The 16,907-nt window shown below is 54.1% G+C and carries 8 protein-coding genes; 1 reads left to right on the forward strand and 7 read right to left on the reverse strand.

Annotation, left to right across the window (positions count from 1 at the left end; genetic code table 11):
- The first annotated feature begins 10 nt into the window (after positions 1-10).
- On the forward strand, positions 11-313 hold the full coding sequence (locus FCL47_RS12210; RefSeq protein ID WP_304992078.1) for an HU family DNA-binding protein: 303 nt from the start codon (positions 11-13) through the stop codon (positions 311-313).
- Positions 314-712: 399 nt separating this feature from the next.
- On the opposite strand, the gene FCL47_RS12215 is transcribed toward FCL47_RS12210, so the two are convergent.
- The 7 genes from FCL47_RS12215 to FCL47_RS12245 all read right to left on the reverse strand — a co-directional run bounded on the left by FCL47_RS12215 (position 713) and on the right by FCL47_RS12245 (position 16,902).
- On the reverse strand, positions 713-1,330 hold the full coding sequence (locus tag FCL47_RS12215; protein WP_136813788.1) for a hypothetical protein: 618 nt from the start codon (positions 1,328-1,330) through the stop codon (positions 713-715).
- A 133-nt stretch (positions 1,331-1,463) separates the two neighbouring features.
- On the reverse strand, positions 1,464-5,732 hold the full coding sequence (locus tag FCL47_RS12220; RefSeq protein WP_136813789.1) for a DUF4157 domain-containing protein: 4,269 nt from the start codon (positions 5,730-5,732) through the stop codon (positions 1,464-1,466).
- A 24-nt stretch (positions 5,733-5,756) separates the two neighbouring features.
- Positions 5,757-9,566, reverse strand: coding sequence for a DUF6519 domain-containing protein (locus FCL47_RS12225; protein ID WP_136813790.1), 3,810 nt, complete (start codon positions 9,564-9,566; stop codon positions 5,757-5,759).
- On the reverse strand, positions 9,563-11,734 hold the full coding sequence (locus FCL47_RS12230; RefSeq protein ID WP_136813791.1) for a hypothetical protein: 2,172 nt from the start codon (positions 11,732-11,734) through the stop codon (positions 9,563-9,565). Before FCL47_RS12230 ends, FCL47_RS12225 begins: the two co-directional genes overlap by 4 nt.
- Entirely contained in the window at positions 11,731-15,330 is a 3,600-nt protein-coding gene (locus FCL47_RS12235) for a hypothetical protein (protein WP_136813792.1), read from the reverse strand. Before FCL47_RS12235 ends, FCL47_RS12230 begins: the two co-directional genes overlap by 4 nt.
- A complete protein-coding gene (locus FCL47_RS12240) occupies positions 15,327-16,517 on the reverse strand; it encodes a hypothetical protein (protein ID WP_136813793.1) in 1,191 nt (396 codons plus the stop codon). Before FCL47_RS12240 ends, FCL47_RS12235 begins: the two co-directional genes overlap by 4 nt.
- A complete protein-coding gene (locus FCL47_RS12245; protein ID WP_136813794.1) occupies positions 16,510-16,902 on the reverse strand; it encodes a GPW/gp25 family protein in 393 nt (130 codons plus the stop codon). The genes FCL47_RS12240 and FCL47_RS12245 overlap by 8 nt, the downstream gene beginning before the upstream one ends.
- Between the last annotated feature and the right edge of the window lie 5 nt (positions 16,903-16,907).

Genomic DNA, 16,907 nt, shown 5'->3' on the forward strand with positions numbered 1-16,907 from the left:
CCCTCTCCATATCACTCCAACAAATCAACAAGGAAAGATTATGAACAAAGGCGATCTGATAGAAAAAGTGGCAAGAGAATGTGGCTTGAGCAAGACTGCAAGCGATCAGGTGTTGAACAGCATCCTGAATGCAATCACAGGTGCCGTGGCAACCGGCGACAAGGTCACCTTGATCGGTTTTGGTACATTTTCGGTGAGCGCGCGGCCGGCTCGCGAAGGCCGTAATCCCCAGACGGGAGACATCATCCAGATTCCAGCCAGAAAGGTTGTTAAATTCAAGGCCGGCAGCAAGCTGAGTGATGCGGTGAAATAAATTGAAAGCCTGGATCTCAATCTGACTGGATCGGTTTATAGCTGGTAGACTTAATTTGACTGACACTATTGCAAAAAACGCCGCTGAACCTGTTCGCTTAGGCCTAAAATTGTTTTTCAGTAATGCCCAGTTTCGTTACTAGTGGAACCCACATGCCGAAAATTCCAGCCGAGTGATGCAGGAGCACACCCCGGCAAGGCAACCGCTTCACCCATAAGTATGCAGGCACGATCATAGAAGAACGAAAGGGCGGATAACCCGCCACCGCCATCAGGAATTATGATTTGCTTTCGAAACTCCAAACTCTAATCCACAAATTTTACTGTTAAAAAATTTATGAGACGCACTGACACCAGATCAAAAAATCAATGGTAATTACTCATTGCCAGCAAATCTTTTTTATGACCTAGCCGATTGAGCATCGGCTTGAGACGAATTCTTCTCATCTTGCGGAAACGTTTTCGACAAAAAATGTTCCCCTGTCTTGTGGAATCTCAGCTTAGATTCTTCGATGCTAATACTATGCCCCATGTCCTGGCGCATTTTTCTTATCAGTTGCTGGTACAATACAGTTAGCTTTTCGACAGCCTCATTGTTGCTGATAGCTTCTACAAGCTTTCGGTGGGCTTCTATGACCGAACTATCGGCAAGAATGGTCATCTCAGCATTCAATTCACTTATTCTACCCAAGGTTTTTTTTTGTGATTGCGCGGTCGCGGCTTGCGAAACTGACAAGTAAGACCCATACAAGTCCACCAGGGTTTTATACAGGTTGATTTTTGCCCCGACCATGCGCCCCTTGTTTTTAAGTTGCGCGGATGACTTGATCGCACCAGCCAATACAAAACAACCAACCAGAAATACCGCAAAGGATGAAAGCAGAATCAGCCGCAGGGTTGCGTCCAGTTCCACATACAGATGCCAGACATAACCGATGGCCAGAAATCCGCCAAAAAAAACGACAGCGATGGCTGCGAATACCATCAAAACTCCGATATATGTCATTTGTGATTTCATTGCAAATCTCCTCTCTGGATATATTTTTCCGTAAACTTGTAGTTTACCTTTAATTAAAAAAACAATACTCATCTCATTGATTACTACCGTTGCCGGGAAGATCTCTTAACGACATTAACAACATACGAAAATTTTACGTATCTTGTTCATTAAATTTACTTTGTGCATTCTCTAACTCTGTGGCAACTGATCCGATTCCATTCGACACGGAAGCGCTATTGTCTTCCACCGGATTTGTCACGGTACTATTAAAAGATAAGGTACCAATATCACAGCCTGACTCCCCCGCATTAGCGATCGCACCATTCGGCGCCACGCGTTGAAAATGAGTAATTCGAACTTCATATCGACTTGGTCTTTTATCCAGATAACTATCGGAAACATCTGCGTCGTTATAATTATCAGGTGGTCCTACTCTTCTACGAAACTCACTAACAATGTTAACATTATTTCTATTACTAAAAACACGCTGCCAATGATCCTTTGACGTTGATCCTGTGGTTCGCACATCTATTTTTACCGCCATACTGGTACGAACCATAAGCTGTTTTAACGGGTTCTCCAGACTCGTGAAAATCGGAGTGTTCGCTGTACGTTGTTGCGCGGCCAAGTTTTCTGGCGCGTTTGATCCGGTAAATTGCGAACCAATTAAATGACCTCTGGCATCCAGTCCATGTGTTTCAAAACTCGAGTCAGGATTGGTTTCCCCACCAGTAATTGCACCTAACCATCCTCTCGAGTGCTGACCATTGCTGTAATTCAGAATACCCTCCCAGTGTCGAATAGGTCTGCCATCGTGCTCTACAACCATATCGTTAACCACTCTCAACCTTGGTGCTGCTTCAGACTGTCCCTGCCGGCGAGCAATAATTTCCATACCTTTGACCGAGTAAGTGCGATAGTACTTTGCCAAACCCAACCTCTCTGAGTCATTATTCAACGCCGTTTCTAAATTTGTAAAGGGTCGGTTTAAATAGGGCCCCAGTGCTTCACGTACATCCTCATTCACTAAATTTAATATGTTTTGAATAATGACCTTTAATTCGTTTTCTTTAACACGCACATTATTTTCCACTTGATTCATACGGCCGGCATTTTGACTACTGTTTCCACTGCCACTTTGAGCCGCTTCTGTTAAACTGGCCTCTTGATCCGCAAGTGTTTGCAGGTCGCTTCGTATGGAATTTCCTTGCTGCCAGTACGTTTGTGCCTGTTGTTTTTTATCGGGATTGGCTATCGCATTAATCCTTTCCTGCATTTCCATAAAATGTTGCTGCACGGGTTTTTCGTCACTGCGCATCATTATCCGAGCATGGGTACCGTCTCGATTGATATACAGAGTGTGGGTTTCGTCTTCTGCATTGACAGTCAAGACCTCCCCAACCACATTATCAACATCTATGCCCTCAGTATTTACAGCACTACCCTCTGCACCACCGCCAAGCCCTATCGCGTTGAGAAAAGACGTTCCCGCACTGACCGCCCGATCCACCAGCCAGGTCAGCGCGCGGTCAACCATTTCGCGCACGCTTTCGATCATTTCACCAATGCGGCGACCGATGCCGCTGAGTCCAACCTGGTTGGCTAGAAAACCGATCGCGACCGGCATACCTTGTGATAGGGCACCCTCTAGAAAATTGGCGGCGATAGTGACATTGCCGCGTGCGATTTCCGCCACCCCGACCACAAAGGAATTGACGATATTGAGCATTTCACGCAGATAACGGATGAACGATTGCACCGCATTGTAGAAAGCGATAAAACCATTGACCACGGCCATGATGCCGGTTGGGTCGAGCATGCTGAGCAGGCGTACAATGATGCGCTCGATGATGCGCGTCACAACCCAGTTGCGCACTGCTTCAAGCACTGTATCCCACAGGTTGCTCAGGCGCTCCTGGATGTATTCCCAAATGGCGATCGGGCCGCGCGTGGCGACATCCTTGACGAAGGTCCAGATGCCGGTCAGGCGATCAATCATACCGCGGATGCGGGCGACGCGTTCCTCGCCGATGCGTTCGACCAGTTTCTGCCAGATGCGTTCGACAGTTATACCGAGCACATCGAGCACAAAGCCGAGGATAGAACTGAAACTGAGGTCCGTCGGCGGGTTGATGTTGGCATCACGCATTTCACCGAACAGCCAGCCGGTCAGCCCGTTGAGCAGGTGACGCAGGATATTGCCGAAGAATTGCTGGAAGCCGGTTTTCACCGCGAGCAGCAGGTTTTTCAAAAATTCGATCGGGTCGCGCTTGATGTCGTCGATGGCCGCCATCGCGCGGCTGATGATGTTTCGGATGAGATCAATGGGGAAGTTCATAATTTCCATGATCACTTCGATCACCACGCGGATGATCTCTCCAACGAAATTGATCAGCCGCAAGATCGGACTGGCGAAAACATCCATCAGGCGCGCGAAAGCCTCGAACGGTACCGCCAGGTCCTGCAGCGAGAAACTGTTCCAGGCGCGCTCGAATAAGCCACGTATATACTCCCAGGTAAAATTGAGTATGGCCATCACGGCCTCAACGCGGCCGCTCATGCGTGCAATCGCGCCACTCTGCTCCATTTCCTGGTACTGCTGTTCACCGTTTTCCATCAGGCTCATAAAGCCGCGGATGATGTTGGCGGTGTTGCGCTCCACTGGTTCCTGTGAAAACGGGTCCTGGCCAAGAATGACTCCTATGAGCGGATAGCCGCGCACCGTGCGTGCATAGGTGACCAATCGGTTGATCAGCGCCTCCTTAATGAAGCCAAGAACGCGGACAGCGATCTCTATGACAAAGCTGATGATACGGCCGACCGGACCGGCGAAGATGTTGTAAAGCTGGCGGAAGGTGCCGGGCGGGTTCAAAAGGTTTTGAATGGTGACTAGATCCCAGGCGGCACTGAAGGTTGCACGGATCACGTCCCAGGTGATGTTGAGCCGAGTCACCGCGCCATCCAGCCAGTCGGCGGCGCGTTGCAGACTGCCGCTTTCTTCCATTTGCCGCAGCTGTTCCTGCCCGCTTTCGGACAACTGCATGAACCCCCGCAGCAATGCGATGGGGGTACGTTCAACCACCTCGTTGGAGATCGGGTCGCGCCCGAGGATCACCGTCAATAACGGGTAGGCGTTGGTGCGCTCGCGAATAAAATCGATCAGCGTCGAGATGACGTAATCCTTGACGATCTGCAACAGGCGTATCGCGACATTGACCGCGAAGCGGCGAATCCTGCCGAGCGGTTCGAGTATGATATTGGCCAGCCGGTTCATCACCGTCGGCAGGCTGGTAACATCGGAGATACTCAGGCTACTCCAGAAACCGGCAAACTGACTGGCGATTTCGGTTGGACTGAAATCCAGTTCGCGAATTTCATTGTCCAGCCAGGTAGCCGCTTCTGCGAGGGCCCCTTCTTCCTCCAGTTTTTGTTTCAGTGCCTCCCCATTCGGGATCACATCGAGGCCGGCCTCAATGAAATTACGGCCATTACGCTCGACCTGCCTGCCGGTGATCGGATCGCTGCCATATACCACGGTGAACAGCGAATAACCAGGCATGTCACGGACGAACTCAACCGCCCGTTCCTTGATGTACTCCACCGCCTCGCCGATGCTGTCGCCAACCCATTCCACCGCGCTGCTGACCGCACTGGAAATCGCGGTCACCGGGTTCCACAGTCGTTGAACACGGGGCGTGGTCGCGCTGATTTCACGCGACGAGGCGCGCATCCCGCCCCGTTGCTGCACCACGTGGGTGGCCTCGTGCGCCATCAGGTGCAGATCCGATTGCGATTGCCCCTCGCCGAGCCAGATATCGTTTTTTTGGGTAAAAGCACGAGCATTGATCGATGCCGCGGCCTGGTGGGCGCTACTGTCTTCATGCACGCGCACCGCGCTCAAATCCGCCCCCATGCCGGATTCCAGCGTCGCCCGAACATCCGGTCGCAGCACTGAACCTGGTGAAAAATCATTCACCGCCAGGGTGGCGGTCGGAACTGAAGTTATGGCACCTCTTGCCTGGATCGGTTCATCTTCCTCTTCTTTGGCCTGGCGTTGCAGCAACCGGGTCTGTACCGGTTGTTCCTCATCTTCATCCACCTGGCGCTGAACTTCGGGTTGCTGTTTTGGTTCTTCCTGAGTGGATTCGCCTTGAATCACCCGGCTGACGGGATAGGTGAAATGCCCCCTGACCGAAGAAATATCAGCGACCGGTTGATTGGCGACCACACGATCGGCGACCCGGTCCGCTTCCTGTTCGAAGCTATCGTTGGGTTGGCCTATTTTAAGCTTTGGCTGCACGATCCGATGAATCGCTGCCAGTTGCCTCCGCAAGCCGGCGCCCGGCGACAAATGGACGGAACTGCTCTTCACCCGTGACGATGGTGCAGTCCCCTGATGCTTTGCCGCGAACGTTTTCATCTCTTCATGCCTAGATTCCGTGTATTAAATAATCCTCAAGAAATTGGCTCTGACGGAGTCGTAAAAATCATGCAATATCTGTTCGATGACGATATCCCCATCCATGTTCTGAGTGAACGACATGTTGCCCAGGAAGATACCGCGGTAGCCCAGGGTGTACGCCTGGGTGATTCGCCTCTCCTGTTGAAAAAAAAGAAACTGGTTGCCGTTCAGGGTCATGAATTTGCTGATAAAACTGCTCTGATCTTCATCAAAATAATTATCTGTAATGCTCATCGATTCATAGGCATTCAATGTGACGTGCGAATCCTTTCCAAGAACTATATCCTGGATAGCTTCAAAGGTTTCGGGTAACACCATACTGTGCAGTGCCATTATCTTGTTGCCCCGCAGGGTTAACTGACCTTGCGCTCCCCATGAGGCAGTCATATTTTTTTTTGCCCAATTGGCTTTATTCTCCAACTCGGACTGATCCCCGTTCGATTTCCAACTCAGCGGAGCCATTTTTTCCGTGTCGATGTAATGCAAGCCGATATATCCCGAAATTTGATTGTTGTTGATGGCACCGCTGACCGCGCTGGATGCAAGCGCCAATGCATAATCAGGCGAAGTCACCAGCGACGCCAGCACACGGATACGATCAAGCAATTTTTCTGCATCCGCAACTCCCAGCGATTTGATATCAGTATAGAAAGTCTCGATCTCGTTTTTTGGCGCGACGGCAAGTGCCATCCGCATCATCGCACCCCCACCGCTATCCCCAGCTGCACCGCTGGAGATAGTATGACGACCTGATGCCGTCAATCGCCCGATCACTGCCGGATTGCGCCGGTTCAGATGAATTAACTCTACCGGCAGGTTATCAATACGATCGATGGCGCGGGCATTGATAAACTCATCACGCTCGGCATCATTTAAGGACACAAGGTTTTCGGCAACCGCTTTTAATTTTTTCTCGTAAGTGGTCGGATCAATTAAGGGGTTCAAGTAGAAGAACTCCTCAAGTTTAAGCGTCGCATCGAGCGTGGCACCGGCGAGAGCACCCTTGTCCGGAAGAAAAGCGCCACTTATCTCTTCATCAATTCGACTCGCCGTCATGTGGTTTCCGTGCCAGTTCAGCTTGACTAGGCCTTCCACCCTGACCAAAGGCAGCCAGCTGGCGGAGTTTCCCTGGAAAACCCTGCTGAACAGACAGTTCTCTACCACGATATGAGAATTTTTCTCTCTACCTCCGGCAAGGATTAGACTCCCCCGTTCCGTGGATTCACCTGCCTCATCGCCACCAATGATCGATACATCGCGCAACTGGATTTCCTCGGCACCAAGCTCCAACTTGTCGTAAACAAGATAAATCTTTGAAAGCATTGCACCGCAGCCTCTGATACGGATGCTCAGCCGATCTTTTAGCTGATGTGCTTCTTTGACTATATGATTACCGGGCAACAGGCAGATGGAGATGGCAATTTCATCCATTTTTTTAAAAGTCGTGAAAGCCTCTTCCAGCGTGGAAAACCAGCCACCCTCGCCCACAGTAACCTCACAGCATTTGTGGGTACACAAATAATTCAGCGCTTGCTGGACGGTTCTGACATCGCTATCCGCCTTCAGACCTGGACATAGTTTAGGATCGTTACGATCGAGCGGCAGATCATCGGCGTTGAAGTCACACAGCAGCGCATCCAGCACGGCATCGACCTTAACTTCACTACCCGGCGTTATTCCCAGGCCACTGCGCACGCTGGGTGACGGGGAAGTGCTGCAGTCCGGCACCTGGTAGCGAATATCGGTGCTTTCCAGATTTTCCGCCAGGTCGTCAATTGCCTGCTGCACCGTGGTGGGACGATCACCGTCTTCGTTGATATCGTCCCAGCGAGCGCCTTGCTCTTCCGGATCATAGGGGACATGCTCTGCCTCAAGCCGGCACAGCAGCGTATCGAGCACATCCTTGACGGTCAGCAATTCGTCGCTGTTGAAGTCCAGATCGGCCAGCAGGTTCCCGACCGTATTGCCGGTACAAGCCGGATCGTCATAAGGGATATGGTCCGCCTTGAGTTCACACAACAGCGCGTCCAGCACTTCCTTGACAGTGTAATAGCCATCCGCGCCAAGGCGTGAATGATCCGGACCTAATAAAAGATGATGCACGGTGGACACGGTGGCATCCGGCGGACAATTCGGCTCGTAGGCCACCTGGTCGGCGGATATCAGGTTGGCGTAAAAATACACCGGTGGTCTAAAATCGTTTGCTGGATCAGCCGGATGATCAGGATCTACCAAGGCTGCCTTGACCCGACAGGCCGTACCGATGACGGCATCGGGTGTCCATTCGCATTCGGCAATCCCGTCCGTATTGGTAAGACCGCCATTAACCACGCTCAGAGTACCACCGCCCTCTTCAATCTCGAAACGCACTGTGGCCCCTATGACCGGCCACTCACCGTTTGCTGCCCCAACACGCAGCGGTTGCGGCAGCGCTTCACCGGGGACGATTTCCTGCCCGTCGCCACCAGCCATGAACAGGCTGGTCATCTCGGTCAGCGCAGGGAAGGCGTACTTGCGGTCGATTTCCGGGTTGGATTGCAACACCCCGCCATTCACCCGGCCCAGGGTGAGGTAATAATGCGTTATGCCCTGAGGCGGTTGGGCATCGATCAGCACACTGCCTTCGCTGTGCTCCGCCTCGCGCACATCAGCCAGCCAGAAGTCGCCGGCAACAAACGATTTACTGGACAGTTCCAGCTCAAGGCTGAGTGAATTAAGAGCCATCTCCAGCACCGAGCCAACACTGACATATCCCAGGCTGTCGGGAGTTGTTGTTGTGGACAATAAAACGCCGCGATCGATTCCTCCCAGCAGCACGCCGCTATTCAGGTCCACTTTGCAATAACCATCCCAGCGACGTATAAAAGTTTGTGCGTCGCTCGAGCCCGGAATGGTCGGCACACTGTAGCCGCCGGAAGCCTCACTGAATTCCTGTAGGGCAAGCCGTGCCGGCTGCCAGGCGGTGCTGTTGAGATGCACGCCGAGATGCCGCTCACTGGTTTCATCGAAAAATTCGTACACCCACTTGTCGCTGATAAAACCGGCCGGCATCTCTTCCGCGGTGGGCAGCGCCAGGAACTGTTCGGCACCGTTCTCACTCGACCATTTCAGGGTGATTTCGCTGGGGTTGTCAGCATCGCCCTGCACGTCGTGGACTTCCACGCGAAACAGGTAATTGCCGATCCGGGTATCTATATCCAGTTCCGCCGCACAGGGATCGCAACCATCCGGGTCGGCGGTCTTCTGCAACAGGGTCAGAGTCAAGGCTGCGTCGCCCCTGGCCGGATTATGGCCCGACTGTTGCGGGTCGATACTGTCCGGACACCACTTGATCTGCGCCAGCATCTGTTTGCGGCTGCAGGTATCGGCGCCATGCAGACCCTTGTCGCGCAGGCGCTCATCCATCAGCTGGGTGACAGTCCACTCCCACACGTCGGCATACAGCACGTAGTTGCCGCTTGGTACCGGAGGTGCGGGGAAATCCTTTTGCTGGTCGTACGCGAGCGTCGCATCACCGGGCAGAGAGGCAGCCATACCGTCGATATAAATATGGCCGGGCTGAATCTTGACCCCGCCATCTTCTACAATACGTAATGCGCGATGCCGCGGTGTGCCGCCGATGCTGCCCTGCTCGCTGCCAACCACGTCCCTGAGCGCTTCGCTGAGTCGCTCCTTGAGTATATCCACCAACTCGTTCCAGTCGGAATCGGTCAGCATGCGTCCCTGTTGCTGATAGACCCCGCTGTAACGCTTTTTGGACTGGTGGCTGTCCCTGGAAATTTCGGTTTTCATGATGATTCCCCATGACTGCTATTCTTTATTTCCGGCGGCAAGCGCAGCAGACGCCGATCCAGGATCAATACCGGTCCGATGCCGACGGGCAGAAATTGACGTAACTTGTCCAATACGGCCTCGATTTTGAGGCTGTAGTATTTATGGTGATGCGCCCCCATCTCAGCCCCATCTTCAGCGCCAAAGCGGATAGCATCGGGCGTGAAACGATCGAGCACGCCATAGCCCGCTTCGCCAGATTTCGCGACACGCTGCTCATAGGCGCTGCCGCTGCAGTTATCAAAGCGGATAAACACCGGCATTTCTGTGGTGTTGGTGCTGCCATGTCCGGAAAATACGTTCAATGATCTGCCATCAAATTCCACGGGAATACGCGAGTAACGCAAGCAGCCGGACTCAGGTTCCCCTCCGGCCCCATCGGTGATGCTGCCGACAAAGATGGAGTCACTGGCCTGCAGGCGCTTACAATGTGCTGCCCGCATTACCGTGCAGTATTCAAGTCGGGACAACCCATTGGCCACGATGATTTCATCGAACAGGCAATCGCACGCATCCAGCGCCGGAAGATCACGACCATGGACATCGATGGATAAGCCTGCGTTGACAGTCAGCTTGGCGATCGCGCAACGCTGCACGACGAACCTGCCACTACGCACTTCAACATCGCCCTCGAAGATGACATCCTGCAGTGCATAGCCGCCCTGTGTTGGCAGATGCAACGCATCGACGGTACTGAAGTCACCGTCCAGCCGCACCGGCCGTCCTTCACGGCCATGATGAAAATAACCCAGCTCGCCGCCGTCACTGGCGCCCTGGTAAATACCGGCAGGTGTGTCCGGTGCCAAAACGGACCGGGCATTCAGCGCGATTTGATGGTGAAAGAATACCGGTTCATCGCTGGTGCAATCTTCGATCGTCATGTCATTTTCGCTGAAAGGGGCCATAGACGGATAGCGCGTATATTCGACGACACCGGAGATATCAGTGCCCACAATCCCCATCAGCAGGCAATCCCTGGCCTGGATTGATGTAAGGTATGCCTGTTCGCGCACGGTGCAGCTATCCAGCCGCACCAGGCCGCCGACAGACAGCACACCGATCAGGCAGTCGTTCGCGGTTACCACAGGATCATCGGTTGACGGAGTGGCAACATCGACACGTCCTGCTTCGACATTGACCAGCGCCAGTGTTCCGCCGCTGGCTACCTTCAGTTCACCGATGAAATTGATCCCTTCAATTTTGTACAAGCCCGCATCCAGGCTCACATCATCGGTGACTACCACAACCCGGCGGGTATTGTTCCGAATAACCGTGACACCATTTTCAACAGTCTGTTTGATCAGGTGCTCATACAGGGATTCATTTCGCTCGGACCAGGTCAGCTTAATGGCATCAAACGGCATCAAACCGTCCGGCGGCGAGACATAGGCCAGCAGGCGCTTATGATGATAATGACCGTGATGTGCGCTTTCGCTGCGGATATCAACGGTACGTCGGGATAAATCATCGAAACTGCCCGGGAAGCAGGGAACGCCGTGGCGGTTGAGCTGGCGCCAGTACAGGTTCTGACCGCCAAAACTCGATTGCTTCGCCGCCGGGTTGGTGGCCGGAGCTTCAACCGCCCGGGACGGTCGGCGCAGATCCACCATCGCGGCGGGCAGAGACGGATGTCGTGCCGCCTGCGAGGGTATTTTTTTATCAATCTCGAGCGAGCTGTCCACCACGCTAACCGGCATCAGCGGCATGTCGATACGCGGCGTCATCGCCACGCGCTTCCATCCTTCCTGGATTTCCGCCTCCATCTGTCCCACCGCTTCGGCAATCTCCTCGGCGACCTTGAGCGTGCCCTTGCGCTTGCGCCACGAAATCGCCTGAGCTACTTCGGCATGTTTGCCGGCGGCGTCAGGTGACACGATATCGACCGCGAGCAGTTGCCCGAAATACGGCAGCAACCAGTCCTGGCTGGTAGTCGGCAAGGTATCCCTCAGCTGCTGTTGCAGTGTCCCATGAATCAGATCCAGCAACTGGCCATGGGCATCCAGGTATTTCGCCAGATCTTCATTGCGCGCCTGGCCCGTCTTTTCGTCGTATCGGTCACGCGTGCGATAGACTTCCGGCAGCAAGCGGTAGAGTTGTTTACCAAGCCTGGAATCGAAGATATAGCTCATGGCCGGTATTCCTCTGGTAGGATGGTTAATGATGAACCAGCCGCCGTATCGAGATAAACGACGCGGTTCCTGTCTTCGGCCCTGACGACACGCACATGGTCATTGAGCGCACAGACCGAATTCTCCACGCCCTCAATCCCTTCGACCACCCTGTACACTTCACTTAAGTATAGAGGCTGCCCGAGTCCCCGTTTCTGCAGCGAGAAATGGCGGATCAATTCCACCTCAACCGCGGCGGCAATTTCCTGTGGAATAAACGCGGCAGAATCGACCCGGAGCGTGACCTGTAAATCGACGATTTGTGGCTGGTAAAATTCAACCACGACCCGCACGCCCGGCATCGAATGTTTCTGCAGGTAAGTTTGCAGATCGGTTTGCAGATCAGGTATCAAGACCCCGCCGGCCGGGACGACAATCACGGTGACCTGCTGCAGCCGGCCGCCTTGCAGAATCTCGTTAAAAGCCCGGGCTTGCCACATACTGCTTTGCGCTCCCGCCAGGTGAGAGAAGTCTTTAAGTGAAACCGCGCGTTTGAGCGCCAGCAACGTCGGTGGCGCGTTGCTTCGTAACGAGGTCTGATCTTCCATGTCACCGCCGCCGCCGGCCGGCAGGTATTGTACGACATGATCTACCAGTGGATTGGGCTTAATCGCTTTGTGCAGACTGCCCGCAGATACATTCCCGACAACCCCGGAACCGACCCGGTAACGCACCCTGATATTATTCTTACCGTTGGGCAGGCGACGACCATTGCTGCCATCACCAAAAATAATCTTCACATAACCGTCATCGGTCATACGGATTTCATAGTGCTGTTCATCGGCCGCTGAATCCTTCAGTGACGAAACCTGCTCCCACACCCTGCCCGCCACCACTACCTCGATTGCTGCGGCGACTCCGGCACTTTTAGTGGCATCGGAGGTAAAGGAAATTCCCGCAATTTCCAGCGTGAACATCTGGTTGTTTTTTGAAGCATCTCCGCTACCGAGGATTTTTTCCGGCTGAGCCTCACCGTGCCCGGCCACTACGACATTGCCGTTCAGTACCATCCTTCCGGCCAGGCAGCTTGTCAAAGACGGTTTGCAGGTAATCCGACCACCGTGGATTGCGGTAATGGTGACCAGATAGGGTTCGCCGCATCCGGTGACCAATATCGAACGGCCGATCTTGAGGTTTGCAGGCACCTGTTCCAGCTCAAAGTTTTCCGAGTCGATAGGCGACAGGTTGATGGTCGCCTCGTAAGGCTGCAGCTCTCCTCTGAAATCGGCATGTACGCGCTTTAATTCACCCGGCTGGCTTGGCAAAGCATCAAACCTCAGACCAAAACTTGCTGTTTTGTCCGCATCGATAAATTTTTCAATTTCGCTGATTTTTACCGCAGCCAATCCCTTGTCGAACTCGGCTACCACCCAATCGCCTTCCTGAATCCTGTCCGGGGTACTATCGAACATGTAGAGTGGGTCGGGAGCAATGACCTCGGCAATTCTGTCAGCCTGCTTCGAAATGGCCAGCATCGGTCCTTTCTGTTCAAGGCCCATCTTGATTTGCTGAAACAAGGGGGTGTCGCCGATTGCTGCATTACCTAAAAGCGTCAGCAACTTGGCTTCACATTCCGGCGGGCTGTCTTCCCAGTGCACGATTTTAGTTCCATTCACCTCCAGGCCATCCAAAAAATCATATAAAGCAGCGGCAAGGGCGCTGAGTGTCGGTTCGGCTGGATTCAACCCATCGATACTGGGCGGGAATCCTTTAATGACGAACTCCCCTGTGCTTGGAATTTGCATCAACCCTAAGCTCAGCATCAACTCAACTGCAGCCTTGACCAGGTCAACAGGCAGAAACGGGGAAGGAAAGAGAAATGAACCGATACCCGGAAGGCCGCCCGGCAGGCTGACAGAAAGTGCTGAATCACTGAATTCTGGAATATCGATAAGGGTAAAGATGTCATCAGTGCCTGGAACAGCCATGCTCACATCCTCAACCGCTTCCTCGCCTGCCATATCGCCGGAGTCCGCATCGAGCACAACTACCACGTCAAGGTTGGCGGCAACCCGCCTGCCTTCTACCGGAGTGAGTTGGTAGAGCACCGTGCCGATTTCCGGCGGGGTAACACCTTGTTCCAGTCGCAGGTTCATCCGGTCGCTCTCAATCACCTTTGTGTATTGCCAGTTGTCGTCGCCATCTTTCCAACCGATGTAGGCCTCGGCAGTAAGCCCATGTGCTTCTTTAGTTCGAATCACATCGGCACCACTTAACCAGGGTTTTTTGTGCCAGCGTGACGAGTAATGCAACAGTGTATTTCCCTTCGCCCACTGGCCCCAGCTGTTCTGCAGGGGACTGGTTCGAAATTCGAGTTCCAGCAGCGGTGGCTCACCATCGACCGGCTCTACCCGGCTGATAGTCACGGCCTCAGCACGATCATGCCCGGAATCCATGACCATTGCCATCTCGCCCGGTTCTACTGCCGGCTTGGTCGGGACATACCAGCTGATTTTGACCGATGATCCTGCGGAAGGCCGACCAATGACGAGTTGCTTATACTGAAGTGTTACAAAGCGCTGGTGGTCCAGACAAACCTCGACCATCCCGATTGCCTGTTTCAGGGCAGCGGCCATTTCCAGGGTATTACCACTTTGCTCTGCCAGGCTCTCGGCACTCTTCGCCGCAATCTCCGGCAGAAGGGCATCAGCAATCACCGACCAATCACCTGGTGGGGCGAGCCGGTGCAGGAAATCAGCCTTGGCCTTCCATTCAGACAGGCTGGTCGTGTTGATATCCAATCCCGTGCTATTTGGATCCAGGGTCAGGAAATCCTTGATTTTGAAGCCATCACCCTCCGCTAAAGAATCCAGTTTGCCGGCCTGCACCGTACCGATACCCTGCAGCTCTATGGCCGGATCCTCCATCACTTCTGCCAACAGAGTGGATGAAACGGCAGTGATCTCGCCTGAGTTTGCCGGCTGGTGCAGGGGCTGCTCGGATTTATTCCAGCCCTTGGGGCGTAGTTCATTCAACTCGGCATCGATGAACACGTCTTCGAGGGTTTCAAAGATAACCTTGTCGCTCCCGGCCGGCGGGCTGTTTTTGACCTGAAACCCCCTGGGAATGACGCCACTCTTACCTTCCTTGGCGGTCAGGCTGAGCCAGGTGTAGGCCGAAGCCGGCGGTGCCGGATGGTAATCCAGCATCTCTACCAGGCAGCGCACATTGTCCCACTGGGTGGCGGTACCGAGAAATCCTTCGTTCGCGTAGGCGTTAGCGTGTTCGGTCAGCATGTGGCAGCAACGGGCGAAGGTGCGGCTGATCTCCCAGGCCCAGTCGCGGCGATCCTGCAGATAGGTCTCCAGTAAGCGCTGGTTCCTCAACCTCAGACGTTGCTGGCGCTGTACCAGGTTTTCCCCGTCGACCTCCACCTCCCTGGGCGGGATGTTTTGCGGCGGATTGATCCATTTGCATAAACCGGTGGTGGGATCGGCAAAATGCCTGACTAATTTTTGACGCAGATATTCCAGGTATTCCACCGCATTGCCGTCGATGTAATCGAAGCGATTGAGCCCTGCTCGGTTCCAGCGGGTCAGATCCTTGCGTTCATTCATCCTCTGCGCCCTCCATGCAAGGTCAAGCGGTAATATCCCCGTGCGGGATCGCCGGGATCGTTATCGCATAGCACAACTTCCAGCCCATCGAGCGCAATAAAGCCGGCCTCGACCCGATCCGGGTACTGGCTGCCGATGCGCTTGAAGCGGTTGAGGCAGACATTCTCCACACCGTCCAGCGCCATCAACACCTCGATGATATCACTACTGTACAGGTCCACACCGAAGCTGTGCCTGCCCGGTGCAAAGAAACCGTCCGGTCCATGCCCCAGCACCTGGGCGATGGCGTGGCGGATTTCGGACTGGAAGTGGTTGGGTCCTATCTTCACCGAGATGGCCATGGAGATACCGACGAACACCGGGTCCTGCAGGATCACTTCCTGACCCACCATGCGCAAGGCATCCAGGTATGGGCGTAATATCATGCGCACGCTGGGTGAGGGCGTGGTGTCCAGGTTGGGCGCCGACAGTCCGACCTGCTCGTGAAAATTGATAACACGCAGTTTCAGGTCGTCGTCATACGCTTCCGGAGAAGTCCCTTCATCCGGATCCAGTCGCCGGCCACCTTCGGCAATCACTGCCAGATGAAGAGTAAGCCAGGAGCCGCTCCACTCAGTCCAGGCATGTGTACTTGCGACGAGGGGGTGCTCGCGCAGACGCACCGCGTAATCCTCAGTGGTGACCATGCGCTTCTGGGTATGGATATCACGCGGGCCGGCCAGCTTCGCCTGGGCCATTGCAAAGGGATGGCTGTGCCAGTAATTTTCCAGTGCCCGGATCGCCGCATCACCGGAGAGGCCGCCATCAATTTGATCCTTGCTCTTGGCGACGGCGACAGCATCGTAGCCGATAAAGCCGAGCAGCCCCCGCACGGTTTCCGGGCGCCGGGCTGTTTCCAGAAAAGATTCCGCCGCTACCCGGTCAAGCATGTCCGACAGCTGATCGAGCACGCAAGCCAGCACCTCCACCAGCACCACCTCAAGGTCCGCCGGAGTCCAGCGTGTGCGCTCGGGAAAGCGGGCGTACAGCTCTTCCAGCATGAACATGCGAAAGTCGTCGTAATCACGTACACGCCAGTCAAAATCGTCACCGGGATTGGGCAAGGCCGCCGGCAGATGGACCTCGCGCACCCCACAATCGGGGCAACGACCTTCAAAGCGGAGCTGCATGCGGGGTGCTTCAGCCATGGCTGTCTCCTGCGATGGTGACGGCATGTGATTCCTGGCGGTTGATCGCCGCCAGTTTGTAGGAAATAAGGATGATCAATTGGCTGTCCTGCGACTGCAGGCTGACCTCAATCGTTTTCGAGTCGACCTCGCCGTGCAGCGCTTCGGCCAGTGACGACAGCAGCTGTTTGTGGGTGATATTCCACAGCGCCGTATTGTTTGGCTCAAACACCAGGCGGCGGATACCGACACCAAACTCGGGGCGAAAGACACGTTCTTTCGGACTGGTAAACAGCAGTTGTTCGATCTGTTCACGGACATGGTCGGCACGCGAACTGGTCAGTGGTCCCTCGGCGTTGATGGTAAACGGAAACTTCAGGTACTGTGTTTCACTCAACCTGGGCATGGGCA

This window comes from Desulfopila sp. IMCC35006, assembly GCF_005116645.1.
Taxonomy (GTDB): domain Bacteria; phylum Desulfobacterota; class Desulfobulbia; order Desulfobulbales; family Desulfocapsaceae; genus Desulforhopalus_A.